This is a genomic window from Rhodococcus sp. IEGM 1302, assembly GCF_030056935.1.
Taxonomy (GTDB): Bacteria; Actinomycetota; Actinomycetes; order Mycobacteriales; family Mycobacteriaceae; genus Rhodococcus_F; species Rhodococcus_F qingshengii.
The window spans coordinates 29,501-49,557 of record NZ_JASHKY010000017.1; the positions used below are offsets into that span (position 1 = coordinate 29,501).

General features: G+C 61.7%; 21 protein-coding genes and 1 pseudogene. 10 read left to right on the plus strand and 12 right to left on the minus strand.

The window, feature by feature from the left end; translation table 11 throughout:
* Positions 1-4: 4 nt before the first annotated feature.
* Complete coding sequence (locus QM609_RS20605) at positions 5-2,746, minus strand: cation-translocating P-type ATPase (RefSeq protein WP_050656481.1); 2,742 nt, start codon at positions 2,744-2,746, stop codon at positions 5-7.
* Positions 2,747-2,773: 27 nt separating this feature from the next.
* A pseudogene (gene ppk2, locus QM609_RS20610) lies at positions 2,774-3,540 on the minus strand (polyphosphate kinase 2).
* Positions 3,541-3,794: 254 nt separating this feature from the next.
* Here ppk2 and QM609_RS20615 point away from each other — a divergent pair.
* Together QM609_RS20615 and QM609_RS20620 are read left to right on the plus strand one after the other, a co-directional pair.
* Positions 3,795-4,046, plus strand: coding sequence for a three-helix bundle dimerization domain-containing protein (locus QM609_RS20615; RefSeq protein ID WP_050656480.1), 252 nt, complete (start codon positions 3,795-3,797; stop codon positions 4,044-4,046).
* 133 nt (positions 4,047-4,179) lie between these two features.
* Positions 4,180-4,557, plus strand: coding sequence for an SHOCT domain-containing protein (locus QM609_RS20620; protein WP_003942794.1), 378 nt, complete (start codon positions 4,180-4,182; stop codon positions 4,555-4,557).
* Here QM609_RS20620 and QM609_RS20625 read toward each other — a convergent pair.
* Together QM609_RS20625 and QM609_RS20630 are read right to left on the minus strand one after the other, a co-directional pair.
* A complete protein-coding gene (locus tag QM609_RS20625; RefSeq protein ID WP_050656479.1) occupies positions 4,535-5,980 on the minus strand; it encodes a hypothetical protein in 1,446 nt (481 codons plus the stop codon). The genes QM609_RS20620 and QM609_RS20625 overlap by 23 nt on opposite strands.
* 75 nt (positions 5,981-6,055) lie before the next feature.
* The gene (locus QM609_RS20630) at positions 6,056-6,454 is read right to left on the minus strand and encodes a DUF7144 family membrane protein (protein WP_050656478.1); all 399 of its coding nucleotides are present in this window, start codon (positions 6,452-6,454) and stop codon (positions 6,056-6,058) included.
* A 162-nt stretch (positions 6,455-6,616) separates the two neighbouring features.
* On the opposite strand from QM609_RS20630, the gene QM609_RS20635 reads away from it, so the two are divergent.
* Positions 6,617-7,210 (plus strand): GNAT family N-acetyltransferase, encoded by a 594-nt coding sequence (locus QM609_RS20635; protein ID WP_050656477.1) that lies wholly within the window; start codon positions 6,617-6,619, stop codon positions 7,208-7,210.
* A 17-nt stretch (positions 7,211-7,227) separates the two neighbouring features.
* Here QM609_RS20635 and QM609_RS20640 read toward each other — a convergent pair whose 3' ends face one another.
* From QM609_RS20640 to QM609_RS20655, 4 genes are all read right to left on the minus strand, one after another.
* The gene (locus QM609_RS20640; protein ID WP_223304443.1) at positions 7,228-8,304 is read right to left on the minus strand and encodes an iron-siderophore ABC transporter substrate-binding protein; all 1,077 of its coding nucleotides are present in this window, start codon (positions 8,302-8,304) and stop codon (positions 7,228-7,230) included.
* Positions 8,305-8,446: 142 nt separating this feature from the next.
* Positions 8,447-9,283 carry a helix-turn-helix transcriptional regulator gene (locus QM609_RS20645; RefSeq protein WP_050656476.1) on the minus strand — a complete coding sequence of 279 codons (837 nt, stop codon included), beginning with the start codon at positions 9,281-9,283 and terminating at the stop codon, positions 8,447-8,449.
* Between the two features lie 55 nt (positions 9,284-9,338).
* The gene (locus tag QM609_RS20650; RefSeq protein ID WP_003942819.1) at positions 9,339-9,665 is read right to left on the minus strand and encodes a DMT family transporter; all 327 of its coding nucleotides are present in this window, start codon (positions 9,663-9,665) and stop codon (positions 9,339-9,341) included.
* Positions 9,662-10,012, minus strand: coding sequence for a DMT family transporter (locus tag QM609_RS20655; protein WP_003942817.1), 351 nt, complete (start codon positions 10,010-10,012; stop codon positions 9,662-9,664). Before QM609_RS20655 ends, QM609_RS20650 begins: the two co-directional genes overlap by 4 nt.
* 53 nt (positions 10,013-10,065) lie before the next feature.
* On the opposite strand from QM609_RS20655, the gene QM609_RS20660 reads away from it, so the two are divergent.
* The 5 genes from QM609_RS20660 (at position 10,066) to QM609_RS20680 (ending at position 14,756) form a co-directional block, all read left to right on the plus strand.
* The gene (locus tag QM609_RS20660; RefSeq protein ID WP_050656475.1) at positions 10,066-10,785 is read left to right on the plus strand and encodes a transglutaminase domain-containing protein; all 720 of its coding nucleotides are present in this window, start codon (positions 10,066-10,068) and stop codon (positions 10,783-10,785) included.
* Between the two features lie 29 nt (positions 10,786-10,814).
* Entirely contained in the window at positions 10,815-11,672 is an 858-nt protein-coding gene (gene map / locus QM609_RS20665) for a type I methionyl aminopeptidase (RefSeq protein ID WP_007734970.1), read from the plus strand.
* Positions 11,673-11,680: 8 nt separating this feature from the next.
* A complete protein-coding gene (locus tag QM609_RS20670; RefSeq protein WP_030535634.1) occupies positions 11,681-13,192 on the plus strand; it encodes a cobyric acid synthase in 1,512 nt (503 codons plus the stop codon).
* 84 nt (positions 13,193-13,276) lie between these two features.
* Positions 13,277-13,846 (plus strand): RNA polymerase sigma factor, encoded by a 570-nt coding sequence (locus tag QM609_RS20675; RefSeq protein ID WP_050656474.1) that lies wholly within the window; start codon positions 13,277-13,279, stop codon positions 13,844-13,846.
* A gap of 76 nt (positions 13,847-13,922) precedes the next feature.
* Positions 13,923-14,756: a GAF and ANTAR domain-containing protein gene (locus QM609_RS20680; RefSeq protein ID WP_030535633.1), complete on the plus strand. Its 834-nt coding sequence runs from the start codon at positions 13,923-13,925 to the stop codon at positions 14,754-14,756.
* Here the strand turns inward: QM609_RS20680 and QM609_RS20685 are convergent.
* Both QM609_RS20685 and QM609_RS20690 read right to left on the minus strand, forming a co-directional pair.
* Positions 14,753-15,178 (minus strand): DUF6069 family protein, encoded by a 426-nt coding sequence (locus QM609_RS20685; protein ID WP_050656473.1) that lies wholly within the window; start codon positions 15,176-15,178, stop codon positions 14,753-14,755. The genes QM609_RS20680 and QM609_RS20685 overlap by 4 nt on opposite strands.
* Before the next feature lie 88 nt (positions 15,179-15,266).
* Positions 15,267-16,136 carry a PhzF family phenazine biosynthesis protein gene (locus QM609_RS20690; protein ID WP_228232590.1) on the minus strand — a complete coding sequence of 290 codons (870 nt, stop codon included), beginning with the start codon at positions 16,134-16,136 and terminating at the stop codon, positions 15,267-15,269.
* A gap of 121 nt (positions 16,137-16,257) precedes the next feature.
* On the opposite strand from QM609_RS20690, the gene QM609_RS20695 reads away from it, so the two are divergent.
* Both QM609_RS20695 and QM609_RS20700 read left to right on the plus strand, forming a co-directional pair.
* Positions 16,258-16,719 carry a PPOX class F420-dependent oxidoreductase gene (locus QM609_RS20695; RefSeq protein ID WP_030535630.1) on the plus strand — a complete coding sequence of 154 codons (462 nt, stop codon included), beginning with the start codon at positions 16,258-16,260 and terminating at the stop codon, positions 16,717-16,719.
* A 209-nt stretch (positions 16,720-16,928) separates the two neighbouring features.
* Positions 16,929-17,474, plus strand: coding sequence for an alpha/beta fold hydrolase (locus tag QM609_RS20700; protein WP_003942671.1), 546 nt, complete (start codon positions 16,929-16,931; stop codon positions 17,472-17,474).
* A gap of 77 nt (positions 17,475-17,551) precedes the next feature.
* Here the strand turns inward: QM609_RS20700 and mtr are convergent, their stop codons facing one another.
* Together mtr and QM609_RS20710 are read right to left on the minus strand one after the other, a co-directional pair.
* The gene (gene mtr, locus QM609_RS20705; protein WP_042450758.1) at positions 17,552-18,928 is read right to left on the minus strand and encodes a mycothione reductase; all 1,377 of its coding nucleotides are present in this window, start codon (positions 18,926-18,928) and stop codon (positions 17,552-17,554) included.
* A complete protein-coding gene (locus QM609_RS20710) occupies positions 18,925-19,974 on the minus strand; it encodes an alpha/beta hydrolase (RefSeq protein WP_003942674.1) in 1,050 nt (349 codons plus the stop codon). Before QM609_RS20710 ends, mtr begins: the two co-directional genes overlap by 4 nt.
* Between the last annotated feature and the right edge of the window lie 83 nt (positions 19,975-20,057).

Consider the following 20,057-nt stretch of genomic DNA (forward strand, 5'->3'; position numbering starts at 1 on the left):
TCCCTCAGTGGAGCGAACGGGCGCGCTCGGGGGCAACCGCGGTGGTCGCAGGGAGAGGCGCAGGTGCCTGTGCGAGGCGGCGGCGTCGAATTGCCTTGTCCAACTCGACGACAACCGGGATGATCAGCGACCAACCCAGGCAGGCGAGCCACTGGGCGCCGGTCAGTGAGGTTGTCATGAGGAGGTCCTGGAGGACGCCCGCCTCGACGGCGAATACGGTCACGACCGTGGGGATCGTCAAGATCTTGATGGCACCGAGAACCGGTGGAACCACGCCGGACTCGGGATCACGCCGCATAGTCAGCCCCGCGAGTATCGAACCGAGAGAGAGCACTACGAATGCTGTGGTCATGGGAACATTCGCCTCGGAAGTACTCATTTCACCGGGTGCGAGAAGCATCGCCGCGAGTGTCACGGCAAATTGCAGGACACCGTACGCGAGCCACTGAGCGACTGCGCTTCGATGTGCGATCGGCATCTTGGGATCGCGCGGAGGCTTGTTCATCAGATCCGGTGGCGGCGGGTCGAGCATGATCACGGCGACGGGGAACAGTGTGATGAAGAAGTGCTGGAACAGCACCATCAGTGGCGTCAGTGCCACACCCTCGTTGATGTTGAAGATGCTCGCAGCGAGGAAGAGGAGAACCAAGGAGAAGAGTTTCGACATCTGGTAGCGGATGTACGAGACGATTTTTCCGTAGATGTTGCGGCCCAAAGTGATCGCGGTGATGAGGGTACCGAAGTTGTCGTCGGTGAGCACCATCTTGCCCGCCTGTTTGGTCACCTCACTGCCCGAGCCCATGGCGACGCCGATGTCTGCCTTCTTCAACGCGGCGGCGTCGTTGACCGCGTCTCCGGTCATCGCGACGACGGCGCCACCGCTCTGCATGACATCGACCAAGCGAAGTTTGTCCTGCGGAGTGACGCGGCCGAACACGTGCAGGTTCGGCAACGCGGTCGACAGTTCTTCATCGGTCATCGCTTGCAACTCGCCGCCGCCCACCGAGCCCGGGCCGAGTCCGAGTTCGGCACCGATCGCTGCGGCGGTGATGGCATGGTCGCCGGTGATCATGCGGACCTCGATGCCGGCCCGGTGTGCGGTTCGCACCGAATCGACCGCCTCCGGACGCAGCGGGTCGATGATGCCTGCCATACCGACAAACGTCAGGTCCTCGACAAAGGACATGGGGTCGGCCACGACAGCGTCTTCCCGTCCGTCGAGGCGTCTGACCGCGAATGCCAGCACCCGAAGACCCTTTTCGGACATAGACTGATTTGCTGCCGTGAGTTCGTCTCGGACTTCCTCGATCGGGACCTGCCGACGGCCGGGGAGAAAGGCCGAAGAACACCGAGCGAGGACGACATCGGGTCCGCCCTTGACCAATCCGACGAACTGACTTACGCCGTCGACTTCGAGATGGTGGTACGTGGCCATGAACTTGTACGCGGAATCGAACGGAACCGTCGCCACCCGCGGGTAGGTCCGTCTGGTGAGTGGGGCGTCGGCACCGATCTTTGCCGCGAGCACCACGAGCGCGGCCTCGGTCGGGTCGCCGACAACTTCCCCGGAATCGGAAACCGTTGCATCGCTGTCGAGACACAGTCCGTATGCGAGAAGGGTGAAGTCGGGCGGCGCCTCGCCGGCAACCTGCGTTATCCTTCCCGCTTTGGCATAGCCTTCGCCCTCGACCGTGTACCAACGGCCGTGGACGTACAGCGATCGGACGGTCATCTGGTTCATGGTCAGCGTGCCGGTCTTGTCCGAGTTGATTGCACTGGTCGCGCCGAGTGTTTCGACGTCGGTCAGGTTCTTCACGACGGCCTTGGCGTCGGCCAGTTGACGGGCACCGTAGGCCAGCATCGCCTGGACGAATGTTGGCAGGCCGGTCGGAATCGCGGACACTCCCATTGCGATACCAAGGAGCAGAAGCGTAGTCAGGTCCTGCCCACGAAGGAGCCCGATGACGACGATGACGATCACTGCCGTCCACGCGATGATTCCGAGAAGTTTGGTGAGAGAGTCCAATTCACGTTGAAGTGGCGACTTGCCAGGGGCGACCGCCGACAACATCGACGCGATCCGGCCTATCTGCGTCTGCATCCCGGTCTCGGTGACCACCATGGTCGCCGTGCCGCGGGTGACCGAGGTGTTCTGGAAGACCAGATTGCTGCGGTCTCCGAGCGGAATATCCTCGTTGTTCAGCGTATTCGGGTCCTTCGGTATCGGCGCGCTTTCCCCGGTCAATGCGGCTTCCTGCGTCTCCAGGGTGGTGGTGGCGAGTAACCGTCCGTCGGCAGCGATGATGTCTCCTGCCTCGACTTGGACGATGTCACCCGGCACCAGTTCGGTAGCGTCGAGTTGAATCAGGTTCCCGTCACGAATGACCCGTGCTTGGGGCGTCTGCATCTTGGCGAGGGCGTCGACGCTGGCCCGTGCCTTCAACTCCTGTCGAGTTCCGAGGACGATGTTGAGCACGACGAGCACCGCCACCACGATTGCTGTCGGCACTTCACCGATGGCGATGCTGACCGCGGCCACGGCGACGAGCATCAAGTTCATCGGATCTTTCAGCTGCAACAGCGCGATCGACCACGTCGACGGCGGTGGCGTCGAGGTGATTTCGTTCGACCCGTAGCGTCGTCGCCGTTGGTCGGCCTCATCCGACTGCAGTCCGCGCTCCGGGTCCGACTGCAGTACGGACACGACTGATTCGCCACTCTGCGCATGCCACGGCGTGGGGCTCATGACCGCACATCCTTTCCTTGGCGATCGTCAATACCGGGTCGGAATCCAGTGCAGCGGTTGTTTGGGCGTCTGGTAGCCGTGAGCCTTCTGCCGTTTCGGTAGGGTGATGTCCGTGGATTGCACGGGCTCGTAGGGGATCTGACTCAGAATGTGGCTGATGATGTTGAGTCGTCCGCGTTTCTTGTCATTGTTGTTTGCGACATACCATGGCGCCCAGCCGGTGTCGGTGAAGCGAAACATCTCGTCGCGGGCACGCGAGTAGTCGTACCAATGACTGAACGACTTCAGATCGAGATTCGACAGCTTCCAGATCTTTCGAGGGTCGTCGATCCGGCTCTGCAGACGTAAGAGCTGCTGTTCTTCGCTGACCTCGAGCCAGTACTTGAGCAGAATGACTCCCGATTCGACGATCGCGCGTTCGACGGTCGGAATGAGCTGGAGAAATTGATGTGCTTGTTCTTCGGTGCAAAAGCCCATTACTCGTTCTACACCGGCACGGTTGTACCAACTTCGGTCGAAGATGACGATCTCACCGGCAGCCGGAAGATGCGGGACGTAGCGCTGGACGTACATCTGCGAATGCTCTCGCTCGGTCGGGGCGGGTAACGCAACGACCCGGAACACTCGCGGACTCACTCGCTCGGTGATGGCTTTGATGACACCGCCCTTCCCCGCGGTATCTCGACCTTCGAATACGATGCAGACCTTGGCTCCAGACGATTTGACCACTCCTGCAAAGCCACGAGTTCGCCGTGCAACGGCTTGAGTTTGCGGCGGTACACCTTGTTCTTCATCGGCTTTTCTGCCACGGGCGGCGCGTCGTCGGTAAGGGTCGACGGGGTGTCGTCGTGAAGAATCCGAGCGTTCTTTCCCACTTCCACTCCCTGGCATCATGAGCGCAACGCGAGCGCGCGGGGAACCGTCCGCCCTTATGTGTATGCCCCATATTCGGTGAACCTATTCTCTTCGCAATCGAGACCCGAATCGTGTTGTTTTCGAACCCTTTCCGAGTCTTGACGTGCTCGGCTGGACGGACGACCATTAATGGATGACTGGCGACGAAGAGTTGCTTCACGTCGAGCGGGTGATCACTCGCCTGATTTCCCGCTATCCCGCCGTTCCTCCACCGGAGATCGAAAACAGAGTGCGAACAATTCACCAGCGTTTTGCGGGATGTCGGATCCGCGACTTCGTGCCTCTTCTGGTCGAAAAAGCGGCCAGACAAGAGATCTCGGATCGGAGAATCGTGATTCCGATAATGGATGAGCGGTCGGCGAGTCTGAACTCTTTCGAACTGTAGCCGGAACGGGGATCGTCGGCGCATACTGAAATGACCTTGGACCAGGGAGTTCTGGCCGAATGCAGGAGCTCAGGCGCGGAACGTCAGCCTCCCGAACTCCTGATGTGTAAAACCGAGTACAGGGAGCGTTGACATGGAAGGCTTCTGGGAATTCTTCTGGTTCATCTTCGTCTGCTTTGCCTTTGTGGCGTACTTGAGCGTGTTGTTCTCGATCATCACCGACTTGTTCCGTGATCACGAGACTTCGGGCTGGGCCAAGGCGTTGTGGATGATATTCCTCTTCGTCATTCCATTCCTGTCCGCGATGATCTACGTGGTCGTCAAGAATGACGGAATGACGAGGCGGTCGATGGAAGCCGCTCAACAGCACATACACGCGCAGAGTGATTACATTCGAAAGGTCGCCGGGAAATCGCCGACTCAGCAGATCGCCGACGCCAGAGAGCTTCTCGACTCAGGCGCGATCAACGAAGAGGAATTCCAGGCCATCAAGGCAAAGGCGCTGGCGTAGTTTTCGTATCTTCTGCCCCGGGCCTGGCGTCGTCGGTTCCGCCGTCGTCAGGCCCGGCGTCCTGCGCGGCGGCGCGTGCGGGACGAACCAATACTTCCAGTGCGACGAGAGCAACGAGCGCAATGACGACGATCCAACCAACGACCAATCCGGTGGGGTAGCGCCAGAAGAGCAGCAACAGGGCGGCGATGCCGATGATGGCACAGCGCAGTGGGACACGAAGCTGATTGGCCCACCGCTCCACCTGATTCGGCGTTCGGCCGCTTGCAGAATGCCGGACGAAGTCCAACGCCTGCCCGTAGCCTCGACGAACGGCGATCGCCGACGACGACCCACCGATCAGGTAGGCGCCGAGCCCCACCACCACACCGAGGAGCGCAACCGCGCGAAGGCTCGTCCGAAGCGGAACCAGAACTGTGTCGATGACAGCGGTGGCGGCGTCTGGCGAGAGGATATCGGTAGGGACACTGTCGAGGTAGATTGCACGTCCGATCAGAATTCCGATCGCAAGAACAAGCATTCCCAACGCAATCGACAGACCGACCAGGGACAGCGTACGAAGCCTGCGACCGGTTGGCGCAACGGCGACAGCGGCTGCTGCGCAAGCGATTCCCAACCACGGCAGCACCGCCGAGACCTTGTCGAGTGCCGAGACGGCTCGCTGCGCCTTCACCAGCTCGGGGGACTGGAAGAGAACAAACTCCTTGTCCACGGACGGGATTTTGTCTGCGAAAGCGAAGCCGCGGTCGGTCAGCGCCGTTTTCACCCGGTCGATGATCGTGCTCAGTGAAATGCTGACCGTTCCGCTCTGGTCGACCTCGACCGAGTCGGGTCCGTAGTTTCCGGTCATGACGGCGACGAGGGAGTTGTGCGCCGCTCGGTTCGCCTGAATCCAAAGGTCTTCGAACTGCTGCGTCCGAACGAGCGAGGCCACTGTGTCGTGGACGAAACTCTTCGCCTGGCCGGCGATCACCGGTGCCAAACCCACCAACGCCTGGTCCACGCGAGGGGCGTTGGCTTCGAGATTCGACACGTCCGTCAATGCTGTGAGTGCCTCGGTGGTGAGCCCTTCGACGTCGACGCGATCGAAGATCTCGTCCGTGACTTGATTCGTGATCTCCGCTTGCACGGCTGGATTCTCACCCAGTGGCGCTACCGTGCTGACGTAGCGGTCCGTGTCGAGGATCTGACTACGTACGAAGCGGGTGGTTACCGACAAGACTGCGAGCAGTGCGACCAGCACCAGCAGGATTGTCACCGCGGTCCACCGCAGCCCATGTCGAGGTGGTCGGGAGACTTTCTCGACGGTCGTTTCGCGGGCGCTGGGAGTCTGCTCGCGAAGTGTTGCTACCTCTTCGCGCAACCGGGCTAGTTCGGCACGTTCGTCCTCCTGGAGTGGTCCGTCGCTCGTGCCGTTTGCCATGATGGTCCTCCCGGGACGGAAACTACTGGCGCACAGTTGAAATGCTGAACTGCGAAGATGATTCGGCGGGTGACCTCAGATGATCTCGGGATTCCAGGTCGCGACGGCCCAGATGACGAATACGTCGAGCGCGATGATGATGATCGACCACCACGGCGAGTGGGGTAGCCACAGGAAATTCGCGAGGATCGACAGAGAACAGATGACTATCGCGCCTACCCGTGCCCACGTCGCGCCGGTGAAGAGCATGATTCCGACAGCGGTGACGAGCACACCGAGTACGAGGTGGATCCATCCCCACGAAGTGAGGTCGAATTGGTACGTGTATTCCGGGCCGACGACTGTCACGTCGTCCTCCGATATCGCCGAGATGCCTTGGAGGATTTCGAGCACGCCGACTGTGATGAGGAGAACGGCTCCGCCCAGCGCGCTTCCTTTTGCCACACCCTGCTTTACAAGTGAATCCTCGGACATGACCGCCCCTAGATTTCAAGCGCGAAATAGCCTGGCATATTTCCCTGTCCCGACCTTTTACGGTGGTGAAGTAGCCCGTCGGAGGGCAAATCAAACATTGAGCGCTGCACAGCATTGCGATATTCATTCGCCTACGAATTTGAAAGAACCTACCGTGACGGCATGGATATGGCGGACGTAGGTGTGGCGATGAGGCCTGCACCGGGTGTGATCCGGACGGACCGGCTGGTGCTCCGTACCTACCGCCCAGGCGATCACCGGGATCTTCTCACCTTCTACGGGCGCAGCGACGTATGCCGGTATTTGCTCAACGAACCCTGGAGTCTCGCGGAGGCTCGAGAGGCCGTGCAGACCAGAATGTCTCGCCGCGACCTGGCATCGGGCGCGGTGGCACTTGTTGTCGAGTACGGGGGCCGGGTTGTCGGAAGCGTGAGTGCTTGGCGAGTCGAAGAATCTGATTGCACAGCCGAAGTCGAGCACACCGCCGAACTCGGGTGGGCATTTTCGCCCGAGTTCGGCGGCCGAGGATTCGCGACGGAAGCAGTGACCGCTCTGATCGACCTCGCGTTCGCGACACCCCGATTGCGCCGCGTGGTCGCGCGAATGGATTCGAGAAACGAATCCTCGGCGCGACTCGCGCAGCGGATCGGTATGAGGCGAGAGGGACATTTTCGGCAGAACGCGTGGATCAAGAACGAGTGGACCGACACCGTGGTTTTCGCGACACTTCGCGGTGAGTGGCCTTCAGTTGCTTGATCAGACCGAGCGGGCTGCTATTTTGCGACCAGTTCGGTCAACTGTGGCACGAGTTCGTCGGTCGCCCACGGAACACTCAGAAGGCTGACGTACATTGTCGCCGCAGTCAGGCGATTGTCGGTGATCCACAGGTCCTTGCCGTTGGCGATGACCGGCCACCGCGAGAACAGAGTGTTGGCCAATGTGCTGTCGACTTCCGACTGATCGCTTGCCCAACCGAGATACACGTCGGTGTCGATCGTGTCGAGCTTTTCCATACTGATGCCGAAAAGGAACGAGTCGCCGGCAAAGTTCTTGGCGCCGTTCACCACGTCGGGAGCGACTGTGAGCCCGAGGTTTTCGACAAACTTGACGCGCGGATCGTCCGGACCGTAGATGGCGGTTTCGGTTTCTCCTTCACGGATGTAGGAACCGAAGGCGAAAGTGACTCCGTTGAATTCGGGATGACTCGCCTTCGATTCCTGGACCGATTCCTCAACCGACTTGATCAGCGCCGCGGTCTGAGCGGGACGCCCGAGTGCCTTGCCGACATCGGTGGCGAGGTTTTGCCACGAGCTGGGCTGATACGGCTTGGTGTCGTACGGGAGGGTCGGGGCGATCGAGCTCAGGCGCTGGTAATCCTGCTCGGAGAAGCCCGAGTACGGGGCAAGAATCAGATCAGGTGCGGCATTGAGAATCTGCTCGAACAGTAGCTCGCCGCTGTCGGAGTAGTACGGCGCAGGCGTGGGCAGCGTCTGGCCCGACTTTTCGAGTTCGGCGCGGGTCCACGGCAGGAACCCGTCGGCGTCGCCGGCCCAAGAGTCCTTCTGCATCGCGATCGGAGTGACACCCAGGGCGATGACCGTGTCTGCCGCTGCGGAATCGAGGGTGAGGATCCGTGTCGGCTCCTTGTCGATGGTGGTCCCGCCGAAAGCGTGCTTGATCGTCACGGGATAGGCGCCGTCCTCGACGGCGGATGCCGATGAATTGTTTTCCTGGGCGTCCGATGACGACTGTGTGCAGGCGGTCAGAGGCAGTGCCGCCGCCAGCATGAGCGCAACAACGATTCGTCGCCTCCGCTGGGGACGAATTCTCTGACGGGCAGATCTGAACACGCGAAACTCCTCGGGATTGATCAGGGAAGTGCTTGCACGACTCAGCGCAGTACGCACGTGAGAGCAGGCTTACCTAAGTGAATGTAGGGCGCGTGCGTGTAGCGAAGGGGCCAGCCGATGTCGACAACAGGTCAGGCTCGAGTCAGTTGACAGCGGCGAGCGCATTGCCGGGGGTGTAGCCGACCGTCTTGCGAAAAGCGGCGATGAAGGAACTCGACGTCCCGTAACCGACACGGCGGCTGACGGCGTTCACACTCATTCCGGTCCCGAGCATGCCGAGGGCCGTGCTCATACGAACCAGAGTGCGCCACTGCGCAAAGCTCAAGGCGAGTTCCGCGGCAAAAATCCGGGTGACCGTACGTCGGCTGAGATTGAGAACGTGAGCCCACTGATCGAGTGATCGATCGTCGGCGGGATCCGACAGCACTTTGTCGACGAGCATCCGTAGCCGCGGATCTCGGGGGATCGGTACGTCGAAGTGAGGTGCTGATGCCGGCGTGAGGAGATCGACACAAACCTGCTGTGCCCGAAGGCGTTGTTCTGTAGGCATTCCGGTGTGGGCGAGGTGTATCAGCAGTGCCCGGGCTGCCTCACTCAGTGTCACGATGCACGGTTCGTTCCAGGCGGGGGTCCACAGCTCGGGGGTGAAGAGCGTGGCGCGGAATGCGACGTGGGGATTTGCCTGACCTTCGTGGAGGACCCCGCGGGGGATCCACAGGCCGACGCCGGGCGTGACGGTCCAGAGTTGATTGTCGATGATCATGTTGACGACACCGCGGTCGGACCAGATCAGTTCGTGCTCGATGTGAGCGTGCTCTGGCCACCGGGTGATGTGGTCGGTCTCGACGATGTACGTCGTGAGTTGGAACGGCGCCGGGACGGCGCGCGCCATCGGAGTGTGGCGGTCGGATTCCCGTAAGTGGGAATCGTCGTCCAGCTGTGGACCGTCGGCGATTTCACGAAGGGCAGGGATCAGCACCGTGGACTACCTCCAGAGCAAAGTTAGGTAAACCTTACACTGATGTGTGCAGCGATCAGTGACTCGCACCGAGTTCGATGAGAAGCACGCCTGCCGCGATGAGGCCGATCCCGACCATCATGAGCCTGGTCAGCGGTTCGCGAAAGAGAATGCGGGATGCGATTGCCGTCAACGCCACTCCACATGCGGTCCAGATTCCGTATGCGACGCCGATGGTGAGGCCCGCGTCGAGCGCGAGGGTCAGGAAGGCGAAAGCGGCGAGATACCCCACGGTGACAACCGCGAGCCATCGTTTGTCGCTGCCGTCCTGCGACGCCATCCGTAGTGACAACGTCGCGGTGACCTCGGAAATAATTGCAGCGATCAGAAATACGAAGGTCATGCTGGGTCCGCCGGCCCGCTGTCGGCGGCAGCCTGAGAGCCGAGTTCGACGCACAGCACTCCGCCGATGACCAGTGCAATCCCGACGCCCATGGTGGCCGTCAGAGGATCTCCGAAAAGGGCCGTTGCGAATACTGCGGTCAGGACAACTCCGGTTGCGCCCCAGATTCCGTATGCAACACCGAGTCCCATGCCCTCCCGCAGGACGAACGACAAGGCGGTGAATGCTGCGAGATATCCGCCGACGACCACGATGTACCAAGCCGGGTGATCGAGGGCGGCGCGCAACGACAGCGTCGCAGACACCTCGGTGAGGATCGCGGTGATCAACAACAGCCATTTCTTCACGGTTGGGATTCTGTCAGGCTCCACCGATTCCGGTCGCGCACTACGGTTGAGACATGACGTGCGTACTGCTCGGTGGAATCCGCAAAGGTGACATCCGCCACGACGCGTCGGTTGGCGATGTGGCCGCAACTCCGATCCTCGACTGGGGCCACGACGACGTGGCCCGCCTCTACGAGGACATTGCAGAAGGTGCGATCCAGTCGGCGCAGGAGTTCCTGGTGTCGGCGCATCGCAGCGTCGCTGCAAATATTCGGCCGGTGTACGGCCTCGACGACCGGCAACCCGTCTCGGTGACATTGAGTCGAGAGCGCGGATCCTGCAGTCAGAGACTGGCTATCGTCGAAGCGTTGGCTCGCCGCCGAGGTATCGCCACCCGAGTATGCGGTCTCGTACTACGCGGGGAATTCTGGTACCCGAGATTTCGGCGTCTACATGCGGTGATTCCGAAGTCAGTGCTGCTGGCGTGGCCGGAATTTCTGGTCGACGGACGCTGGCAGGACATCTCCGAGATCGTTTCACCTGCGGTGGTCTCAGCGCTCGAACCGTTCACGAACACCGGCGAGGAGACACTGTTCGACGCGATCGGACGCGCTCCGATCAGTTGGGGCAAGTCTGTTTCGTGTGATTGCTTGGACTTCTCCGAATTCGTCGACCGCGATCTGGGCACCTTCGAATCTCGCGATGTGCTCTTCGAGGAATTCGGACAGACGATGTCGACCCCCGTCAGAATTCTCGTCGACCCGGTTTTTCGGAACTGGAGTGCATCCGGCTGACGCGCGACGCGAGGTCTAGGCTGTTCTGCATGTCTGTGCGTACCCCATTGGTCCCTGGAACCGTCTCTCCCGTCCTCGCTGTGCCCTCGAAGATCGAGCGGCCCGAGTACGCGTGGAAGCCGACCGCCAAAGAGGGCAACGAGCCCTGGGTTCAGACGCCGGAAACGATCGAGGCGATGCGCATCGCCAGCAAGATCGCTGCAGGCGCGCTGCAGGAAGCCGGCAAGGCTGTCGCTCCCGGTGTCACGACCGACGAACTCGACCGCATCGCACACGAGTTCATGCTCGACCACGGTGCATACCCGTCGACGTTGGGCTACAAGAGCTTTCCCAAGTCGTGCTGCACGTCTCTCAACGAGGTGATCTGCCACGGAATCCCCGACTCGACTGTGATCCAGGACGGCGACATCGTCAATATCGACGTCACCGCGTACATCAACGGGGTACACGGCGACACCAATGCGACATTCCTCGCCGGTGACGTGTCCGAAGAGAACCGCTTGCTCGTCGAGCGCACACACGAGGCAACGATGCGGGCCATCAAAGCCGTCAAGCCCGGCCGCGCGCTCAACGTGATCGGACGTGTCATCGAGTCCTACGCCCATCGGTTCGGGTACGGCGTCGTCCGGGACTTCACCGGACACGGAATCGGCGAGACCTTCCACAACGGCCTCGTGATCCTGCACTACGACGAGCCCGCGGTCGAGACGATCATCGAACCGGGCATGGTCTTCACGATCGAACCGATGATCAACCTCGGTGGTATCGACTACGAGATCTGGGAGGACGGCTGGACCGTCGTCACCAAGGACCGTAAGTGGACGGCGCAGTTCGAGCACACCTTGGTGGTCACCGAGACCGGTGCAGAGATTCTCACCCTGCCTTGAGTTCGGAGATGCGCGGCGCTCTGCTGGTAGCCGGCACTACTTCCGATGCGGGCAAGAGCGTTCTTGTGGCCGGATTGTGTCGCATGTTGGCGCGTCGAGGCGTCCGAGTGGCGCCGTTCAAGGCGCAGAACATGTCGAACAACTCCGTGGTCACGCTGGACGGCGGAGAGATCGGCCGTGCGCAGGCACTTCAGGCGCGTGCATGCGGTCTGGAGCCGAGTGTTCGATTCAATCCGGTGCTGCTCAAGCCTGGAAGTGACCGCACTTCGCAATTGGTCGTTCGGGGCAAGGCGATGACCACAGTGGGTGCTCGCGACTACATGCAGCATCGGCAGTGGCTTCGCGCCGTCGTGGCCGAAGATCTCGAATCGCTTCGATCCGAGTTCGACGTCGTGATCTGTGAAGGCGCCGGTTCACCGGCCGAAATCAACTTGCGCGCAACGGATCTTGCCAACATGGGATTGGCTGAGGCTGCGCGGATTCCGGTCGTCGTCGTCGGTGACATCGATCGCGGCGGCGTCCTGGCCCATCTGTTCGGGACCGTTGCTGTGCTCTCGCCGAGCGACCAGGCATTGATCGCGGGATTTGTGATCAACAAATTCCGCGGTGACGTTGCACTGTTGGAACCCGGACTGGAACAACTGCGCAGCCTCACCGGTCGACCCACTCTCGGAGTGATCCCGTTTGCCGACGATCTTTGGCTCGACGCCGAGGATTCGCTTGGCGTCACCGGCAATGCCCCGGTAGGGCGCCCGGGCCCACCCGTCGGTTCGGCCTGGCTCACCGTTGCTGCGGTTCGGCTCCCGCGCATCTCCAACTCCACGGACGTCGAGGCACTGGCATGTGAACCGGGCGTGGCAGTTTCGTGGGTGACCGATCCGTCGCGGATTCGCGACGCGGACCTCGTGGTGATCCCCGGTAGTAAGTCCACCGTGAGTGACCTCGAGTGGTTGCGAAGTACCGGCCTGGCCGACGAGATCGTCGCGCGAGCAGGTCGCGGGCAAGCAGTCCTGGGAATCTGCGGCGGTTACCAGATGCTGGGTAATTCCATCGTCGACGACGTCGAATCAGGATCAGGGACCACCGCGGGACTGGGTCTGCTGGACCTCGATGTCGAGTTCGCTCCGGACAAGGTGCTGGCGCAGATGACCGGTACGGCAGACGGTATCTCGGTGTCCGGGTACGAGATTCATCACGGACGCGTCGTGCGCAACGGGGACCGCCCATTGCTGGCGGACTCGAGCGGTATGCCGGAAGGCAGTGTGCGAGGGCCTGTTCGAGGGACACACTGGCACGGTCTCCTGGAAAGTGACGACTTTCGGCGCAGCCTGCTGCGTGAGCTCGCGGTTCCCGGTTTTGTTGCTGCACCCGACACCGCGGTTGCCGCGGTGCGAGAACAACAACTCGACCTTCTCGCTGATCTCGTCGAGCAGCACCTCGATCAGGATCTACTCGAGAAACTGATCAACGGTGGGGCGCCTATCGGGCTCCCCGTCATTGCTTCCGCACTCGAAGCCTGAGAGCGCTCCCGCGGGTGTCGACGTGGACGCGGTAGAATAGCCAGGCCTCACTCCCGCGACGGCTCCCTAGTAGGAGTGTGCGCGGTGACAGATCAATTCGACGGCTTGCTGACCGACTTCAGTGACGAGGTGCTGGTCGACTCGGCAATGCTCGGCGATCACGCGGCCTTCGACGTCATCGTCCGCCGATACGGCCCGCACTTGTATCGATTTGCCCGTCGACTGCTCGTGAGCGAGAGTGACGTCGACGACATCGTCCAGGAAACCTGCGTCGCTGCGTGGCGCCAACTTCCGGGGTTTCAGCGGCGCTCGAGCATCAAGACCTGGTTGTTCGCGATCTGTTCTCGCAAGATCTCGGATTTCTATCGAAAAGTCGGCTCCTGCGCCGCCGATATGGACGAACTCCGGGAAGAAGCTGATCCCCGTTTGCGTGATCCGAGCGAAGAAGTCTGCGGCACAGCATTTCTCGACGCCCTGGAATCCGAACTCGATCGACTGCCGCTGCGTCAGCGTGCTGCCTGGGTCTTGCGAGAAGTGGAGGGCATGACGTATCCACAGATCGCTGTTGTCCTGGAGCTGAGTCCGGACGCGGTTCGTGGCCAGCACACTCGGGCGAGGCGGAATCTCGGTGTCGCACTCGATCGATGGCGATGACGACTCGCCGGTTTGCCGGGTTCTGTCACCGAACTCACTCTCCTTGGTGCCCGTGAAACTGGAAGAATGCTTCGTCGTGGATACCGCTTTCGACCCCAGAGGCTTCGACCCGAGAACCGAGGATTCGGTGCCGTCGGTACTGCCGGACGATGCGACGGCAACTGGTGCTGACGTCGCCGTCGAGGCTGCGGAAACTCGGCTGACGGCACGTGCGGTCAGAGAGTTGCTGGCAGCGCTCGGGGGAAGTATCGGCGACGAGGACGAACTCGTGGTTCTACTCCAACGCGCCGTCGAAATCGCGAACGACGCCATCGACGGCGCCGACAGCATCGGCGTCACCATCGATCTTGCCGGGCAGACCTACACCGCCGTTCATACCGATTCGCGGACCCTGCGCGTCGACATCGAGCAATACGACGCCGGCGACGGACCATGTCTGCACGCGGCTCGAACCGGTGAAACCGTAGTCGTTGATGCCGAGACCAGCGCGGAACGCTGGCCGCGGTTCGCGGCGGCCGCGAAGGACGAAGGGATCAAGTCCTTTCTCGCGGCGCCGCTCTTCACGCCGGATCAGCGACTCGGTTCGTTCAACCTGTACGGACGTGCCCCAGCGGCCTTCGACAGCGTCGACGCGGAAGTCATGGAGATTCTCACGACAACAGTCTCACGCGCGATCGGAGACTTCTCCCGTTTCAAATCTGCCAAGGCGGTAGCTGACGCCTTGCAACGCGCGCTCGAGACTCGGGCGCCGATAGAACAGGCCAAAGGCATGCTGATGGCCATCCATCGGATCGACGCCGACACCGCATTTCACATGCTGCGCAAGCAGTCTCAAACCACGAACACCAAGTTGCGTGACGTGGCAGCCGAGATTGTCGAGACGTATTCCGCGCCGCCCACCGCGGTCTAGTTCGACGGAGACCGACGTACGGCCTCGAGCGCGACGACCACGCTCGCGGCGACAACCACGTGCATCAGCGCGAGCGTGACCGTGCTGGCGGCGTCGAAGTCCGCGGCAATGGTCAAAGCGATGGTGCCGAGCGCCACGACTGCACCCACGATCTGGGCGATGCGGATGATCGGCTCCCACTTCAGTGAGATCAACATTGCGACCGACAAACCGACCAGCAGTGGCACCACCGTCAATGTGATGACCCCACCAGGCGCGACGCTCGCCGGCTTTCCCTGATCTGTCATCTCGAAGGATCCGCCCAATGCGAGGCCGATCAACCACAGGATCAGATTTACGACGAGAGCAATTACCGTGGCGCCGAGTACGGCACGTGGCTTGGTGACGTGGAGGTTGTGTGCGGTTGACGTGATTGCAGACATGGTGTTCTCCCGGCTCGATGCGATGGTCTTGTGACGTCGCTCTGGTGAATAGACCCGCCGGCGGGGAGAAACTCATCGCTGAGGTTGACTATTGCCCGTCGACGACGGGCACTGCGGTGCCGGTGACCGAGATACCGCCGTCGACTGGGATGTCGACTTCGAGCACACTGGGACGCCCGACGTGTCGGCCCTGGTGGATGGTGATCCGCCGCGGAGTGGCCGCGGGTTCGAGTTTGCGCAGGTAACCGCCGGTCGATGCCGCTGCGGACCCGGTTGCGGGATCCTCGACGATGTTTCCCACCGGAAACAGATTTCGGGCTTCGAAGGTGTTGTCGTCGAGGGGATGCAGGATCGTCACCGTGCCGGCCCACCCCTGCGCGTCCATCAGAATTCGCATTGCGGATGGATCGAAGGTGAACTCGTCGAATGTCGACTGATCACGAAGTACGACGATCGGGTGAGTGTTGCCGGCGTACGAAAGCATTGCGGGATACCGCGCGTCGAGCGCAGACGAATCGACGCCGATGAGCCCGAGCAGCGCTGTCAGCACGGCGTGATCGATCGGCGAGACCGACGGTTCGACGCTGGTGAAGGTCGCGGTGGACCTTCCGTCCTCGTCGGTCGCCGTGTCGATGGATACCGGTCCGATCGGTGTTTCGAATGTGAAGGTTCCCTCACCGTCTCGCTCGGTGAGAGCGATGGCCGTCGCAATAGTGGCATGACCGCAGAACGGTACTTCGGCGATAGGGGAGAAGTACCGGATCCGGCTGTGGCGCGGGTTGCCTCCGAGCACCGGTTCGATGAGGAACGCCGTCTCGGCATACCCGACTTCGGCTGCAACAGATTGTAATTCGGAGTCGTCGAGTCCACGCGCGTCGAGCACTACGCCGGCCGGATTACCGCCGGCCGGATCCGAACTGAACGCAGTCAGCCGGAGGATGTCGCGAGAAGTTGCCATGTCGACCATCTTTGTCCGCTGTCGTCCATCGAGGGAAGAGTGATCGCGCGATTGCGGTCCGCGATCTTCGAACTGGACTGCCTCCGGAACAAACCGGCCGCACGGCGTCGTTGGTGCAGATATGAGCAATGACACAGACACCGACGACGCGTTGTTCGCACTCGTGGCCGAGGGAAAACAAGGTGTGTTGGCAACCGTCAAGCGTGACGGCCGCCCACAGTTGTCCAACATCATTTACCGCTGGGACGTCGAGTCGAAGACGGCTTCCGTGTCCATCACAGCTGATCGCGCCAAGAGTAAAAATGCGATCCGCGATCCGCGGGTTTCCCTTCACGTCAGCGCGCCCGACTTCTGGAGCTACGCCGTGATCGAAGGACTTGCCGAGGTGACACCCGTCGCGGCCGATCCTCACGACGAAGTGTCTGACGCACTGGTCGAGCTGTACCGGGACATCAGCGGTCAGGAGCATCCCGATTGGGAGGAGTACCGCGAAGCGATGGTGGCAGAGCGTCGACAGATCCTCACGGTGCGCGCTGATCACGTCTACGGAATGACGAGGCTCCCCAAACCGTCCGGTACCTAGACCCGCGCCCCACTGGAGTTCGGCCCACCCCCACTTTCGAGCGAACGGTACGTCCGTCGCCTCAGATGCGCCGAAAGCCACTTTCGCTCCGAGTGGAGGCGGTACAGAGCGAACAAATCGGGCCCGCAGCGGCGCGTGAATGTATGAGTGGTCATACTTCTGTCGACTCCAGGGTCCTCCACAGTGTGGATCGCGTACCGTTTCCAGACATGGAATTGACTCGAGTAGCGGTGGGCAGTGGTTCGTGCACCGTTCGGATCGACGGGCCGGTCAGCAAGCATGCGGTACTCCTGCTTCCCGGCAAGGGCGACCCCGTCGACTTGTACGACGATGTGTGTGAGCGACTGCATCATTCGGACCTGCGGACCGTCGCGGTGGAATCGATCGAGAATCTCGACGAGACCTCGGCAGTGGTACTGCTGGACGAGTTGAACATCGCCTGGGTGAATCTGGTCGGTCACCGGGAGGGCGCCGATCTCGCGTGGCTGTTGGCTGCACGTCAGTTCGGCCGCTTCGCGAGTTTGATCGCCGTGGACCGTGGACATCCGTCGGCCAGCGATATTGCCGGCGTTCCGCCGGTCGAGGTTCCGACCACCGTAGTCGTGGGCAGTGGAGGTCGGGCCATCGCCGACGCCAGCGGTCGTTTCGTGTACTCCGACTTCCGCGTGACGGAACTTCCGGGTGTCGACGACGTCGTCAAGTCGGCACCGGCCGAACTCGCAACCGAGATCGTGCTGCGTACCAGCCCCTGGTGAAACTCTGACCTACGAAAAGGCGGGCATTCCCATTGCGAGGAGTGCCCGCCTTTTCGGCGTCGTTGGGGCGGCGGGGCTCAGATGTCGAGGCCGAGCAACGCGTTCTCGACCACTTCGGCCAGGGCCGGGTGGATCCAGTACTGGCCACGCGCCATGTCCTGAGCCGACAAACCGAAGCTCATCGCCTGAATGAGCGGCTGGATGACGGTCGGAGCCTGAGTGCCCATGACGTGGGCACCGAGGATGCGTCCGGTGCCGCGCTCGGCGATCACCTTGCAGATGCCCTCCTGATCCTCCATCGCCCAGCCGTACGCGACGTCGCCGTAAGCCTGCACCTTGACCGTGATGTCGAGTCCGGCGTCGCGAGCCTGCTTCTCCGTCATTCCGACGTCGGCGATCTGCGGGTCGGTGAACACGGCTGCCGGCACGAAGCGGTGATCGGTGCTGCGAAGCCCGGACGTGTCCTTCCACGCGTCCTGGAGCAGGTTGTGTTGAACAACGCGCGCTTCATGGTTGGCGACGTGCTTGAGCTGGTACGGCGAGGAGACGTCACCGAGTGCGAAGACGCCCTCGGCGGTGGTGCGTTGGTATTCGTCGACCACGATCGAGCCCTTGTCGTCGAGTTCGACGCCGGCCTTGTCGAGACCGAGTAGGTCACCGTTCGGCTGACGACCGACCGCGACGAGGAGAACGTCACCGGAAACGACTGTGCCGTTTGCCAGTTCGACGGCGATGTTGTCGCCGTCGCCGCCTACCGACGTGAGGGGGGAGCCCAGATGGACGTCCCACTTCTGTTCGGCCAACTCGGTGAAGCGCTCGGAGATCTCGTCGTCGAGGTGCCGCAGCAGTCGCTGGCTGCGACCGATGATCGACACGCGAGAACCCAACGCGGAGAACACGTGTGCGAACTCGGTGGCGATGAATCCAGAGCCGACGATCACGAGGTGCTCGGGAAGTTCGGGCAGTCGCATGATGTCTTCGTTGGTGTAGTACTTCACACCACTCGACGCGATCTCGTTCGGGATGATCGGACGCGAACCGGCTGCGATGACCACCTGGTCAGCGGTGATCGTCTCGCCGGTTCCGGTGTCGATCGTCTTGTCGCCGGTGAACGTGGCGTGGCCGCGGTAGACGGTGGTGTTGGGACTGTCTTCGCTGCGGTACCGCTCACCACCTGCAGAAATGGGATCGATGCGGCCGAAGACGCGCTTGACGATGTCGGACCAACGAACGCCGTCGAGCGTGGCGTCGACGCCGTACTTCTCGGCAGTGGTGACGGTGCGTGCCACCTCGGCGGCGTAGACGAACATCTTGGTCGGGATACACCCGACATTGAGGCACGTTCCGCCGAAGGTGCCCTCTTCGAGGATTGCGATCTTCTTGCCGTCGAACCGCTCGTCGGGCAGCGAGTTTCCGGATCCGCTGCCGATGATTGCAAGGTCGTAGTGCGTCACTGCGCGATCTCCTGTGTGTTGCTTGCTGTGCTTGCCGAACTTTCTGCGGCCGGGGTGAGGTGGCCGTCGAGCCACTCCAACCACAGGTCGAGTTCGGAAAAGGCTGTGGCCAAGGGCTTCTCGGTCGAAAGGAACACGTCGTGACGGGCGCCGTCGATCGGGACGATGGTGGTGCGATCGCCGAGGCAACCGGCCCAACGTGCGATCTGCTTGACGTCGAGCACGGAATCGGCGAGGTCGACGCTCGGGTTGTACGCCTTCGCGAACTGCGACTTCTTCGAGCGCAGAATCAGCGCGGGCACTCCGATGTCTAGGCCGCGGTGAAGTTTTGCGTGACCCGCTCGGACGGCCCGCATCCAGCCGAAGGTAACGGGGCAGCCTGCCAGTGGCTTCCAGTCGAGGTTGTAATCCCAGACGCCGTTGGCCGAAACATGAAGACTGGAACCGTAAGTCGGTAGCCCAGTTCCCGGGATCACCGTCTTCGCCGATACCCGTCCGAGCGCATCGATCGCCGTAGTACCGACGTTGCGCACCACTGAGGGACCCTGAAGGTCGAACCAGGGGCTGTTGAGTACCAGCCCGCAGATTCCGGCGCCGTCGCTGCCACCGGGCTTGCGCTGCAAACGGTTCAGCCAGAGCGGAACGATCAGACCGCCGGTGGAGTGCGCCATGAGCAGCACCTCGCTGCCCTCGGTCTCGCTGCGGACGATGCGCAACGCTTCGTTCAGTTCGGCGTCGTAGAGCGCAAGGTCGGAGACGTAATGAGCTGTGTGCCCCGGTTTGAGGGAGCGGCCGCACTTACGCAGGTCGAGTGCGAAGAAGGCGTAACCCTGCTCGGCAAAGTGCTCGGCGAGGTGCTTCTGGAAGAAGTAATCGGTGAAACCGTGCACGTACAAAACGGCACGGTGTGTCTTCACCGCCTCCTTCTGCGGTTGGTAGCGGACCAGTGTTGCGTCCACCTCGCCTTCGCCGTCCGGATCCGTTCCGAGCGGGATCGTCAGCTGCTGATATCCGTCACCGAGGACGTCTGGAACCCAAGTAGTCACAAATCACAATCTAATCGTCGTTTCGAGTGCGCGTTGTAGAGCACAATTGGGGGTGGTGAACCGCGCGTGTACGCACGGGTAAC

What these genes read in the sequence shown, in the direction of transcription:
- QM609_RS20605 (WP_050656481.1), bottom strand. Translation starts at nt 2,746, where the DNA reads ATGAGCCCCACGCCGTGGCATGCGCAGAGTGGCGAATCAGTCGTGTCC.
- QM609_RS20615 (WP_050656480.1), top strand. Translation starts at nt 3,795, where the DNA reads ATGACTGGCGACGAAGAGTTGCTTCACGTCGAGCGGGTGATCACTCGC.
- QM609_RS20620 (WP_003942794.1), top strand. Translation starts at nt 4,180, where the DNA reads ATGGAAGGCTTCTGGGAATTCTTCTGGTTCATCTTCGTCTGCTTTGCC.
- QM609_RS20625 (WP_050656479.1), bottom strand. Translation starts at nt 5,980, where the DNA reads ATGGCAAACGGCACGAGCGACGGACCACTCCAGGAGGACGAACGTGCC.
- QM609_RS20630 (WP_050656478.1), bottom strand. Translation starts at nt 6,454, where the DNA reads ATGTCCGAGGATTCACTTGTAAAGCAGGGTGTGGCAAAAGGAAGCGCG.
- QM609_RS20635 (WP_050656477.1), top strand. Translation starts at nt 6,617, where the DNA reads ATGGATATGGCGGACGTAGGTGTGGCGATGAGGCCTGCACCGGGTGTG.
- QM609_RS20650 (WP_003942819.1), bottom strand. Translation starts at nt 9,665, where the DNA reads ATGACCTTCGTATTTCTGATCGCTGCAATTATTTCCGAGGTCACCGCG.
- QM609_RS20660 (WP_050656475.1), top strand. Translation starts at nt 10,066, where the DNA reads ATGACGTGCGTACTGCTCGGTGGAATCCGCAAAGGTGACATCCGCCAC.
- map (WP_007734970.1), top strand. Translation starts at nt 10,815, where the DNA reads ATGTCTGTGCGTACCCCATTGGTCCCTGGAACCGTCTCTCCCGTCCTC.
- QM609_RS20670 (WP_030535634.1), top strand. Translation starts at nt 11,681, where the DNA reads ATGCGCGGCGCTCTGCTGGTAGCCGGCACTACTTCCGATGCGGGCAAG.
- QM609_RS20685 (WP_050656473.1), bottom strand. Translation starts at nt 15,178, where the DNA reads ATGTCTGCAATCACGTCAACCGCACACAACCTCCACGTCACCAAGCCA.
- QM609_RS20690 (WP_228232590.1), bottom strand. Translation starts at nt 16,136, where the DNA reads ATGGCAACTTCTCGCGACATCCTCCGGCTGACTGCGTTCAGTTCGGAT.
- QM609_RS20695 (WP_030535630.1), top strand. Translation starts at nt 16,258, where the DNA reads ATGAGCAATGACACAGACACCGACGACGCGTTGTTCGCACTCGTGGCC.
- QM609_RS20700 (WP_003942671.1), top strand. Translation starts at nt 16,929, where the DNA reads ATGGAATTGACTCGAGTAGCGGTGGGCAGTGGTTCGTGCACCGTTCGG.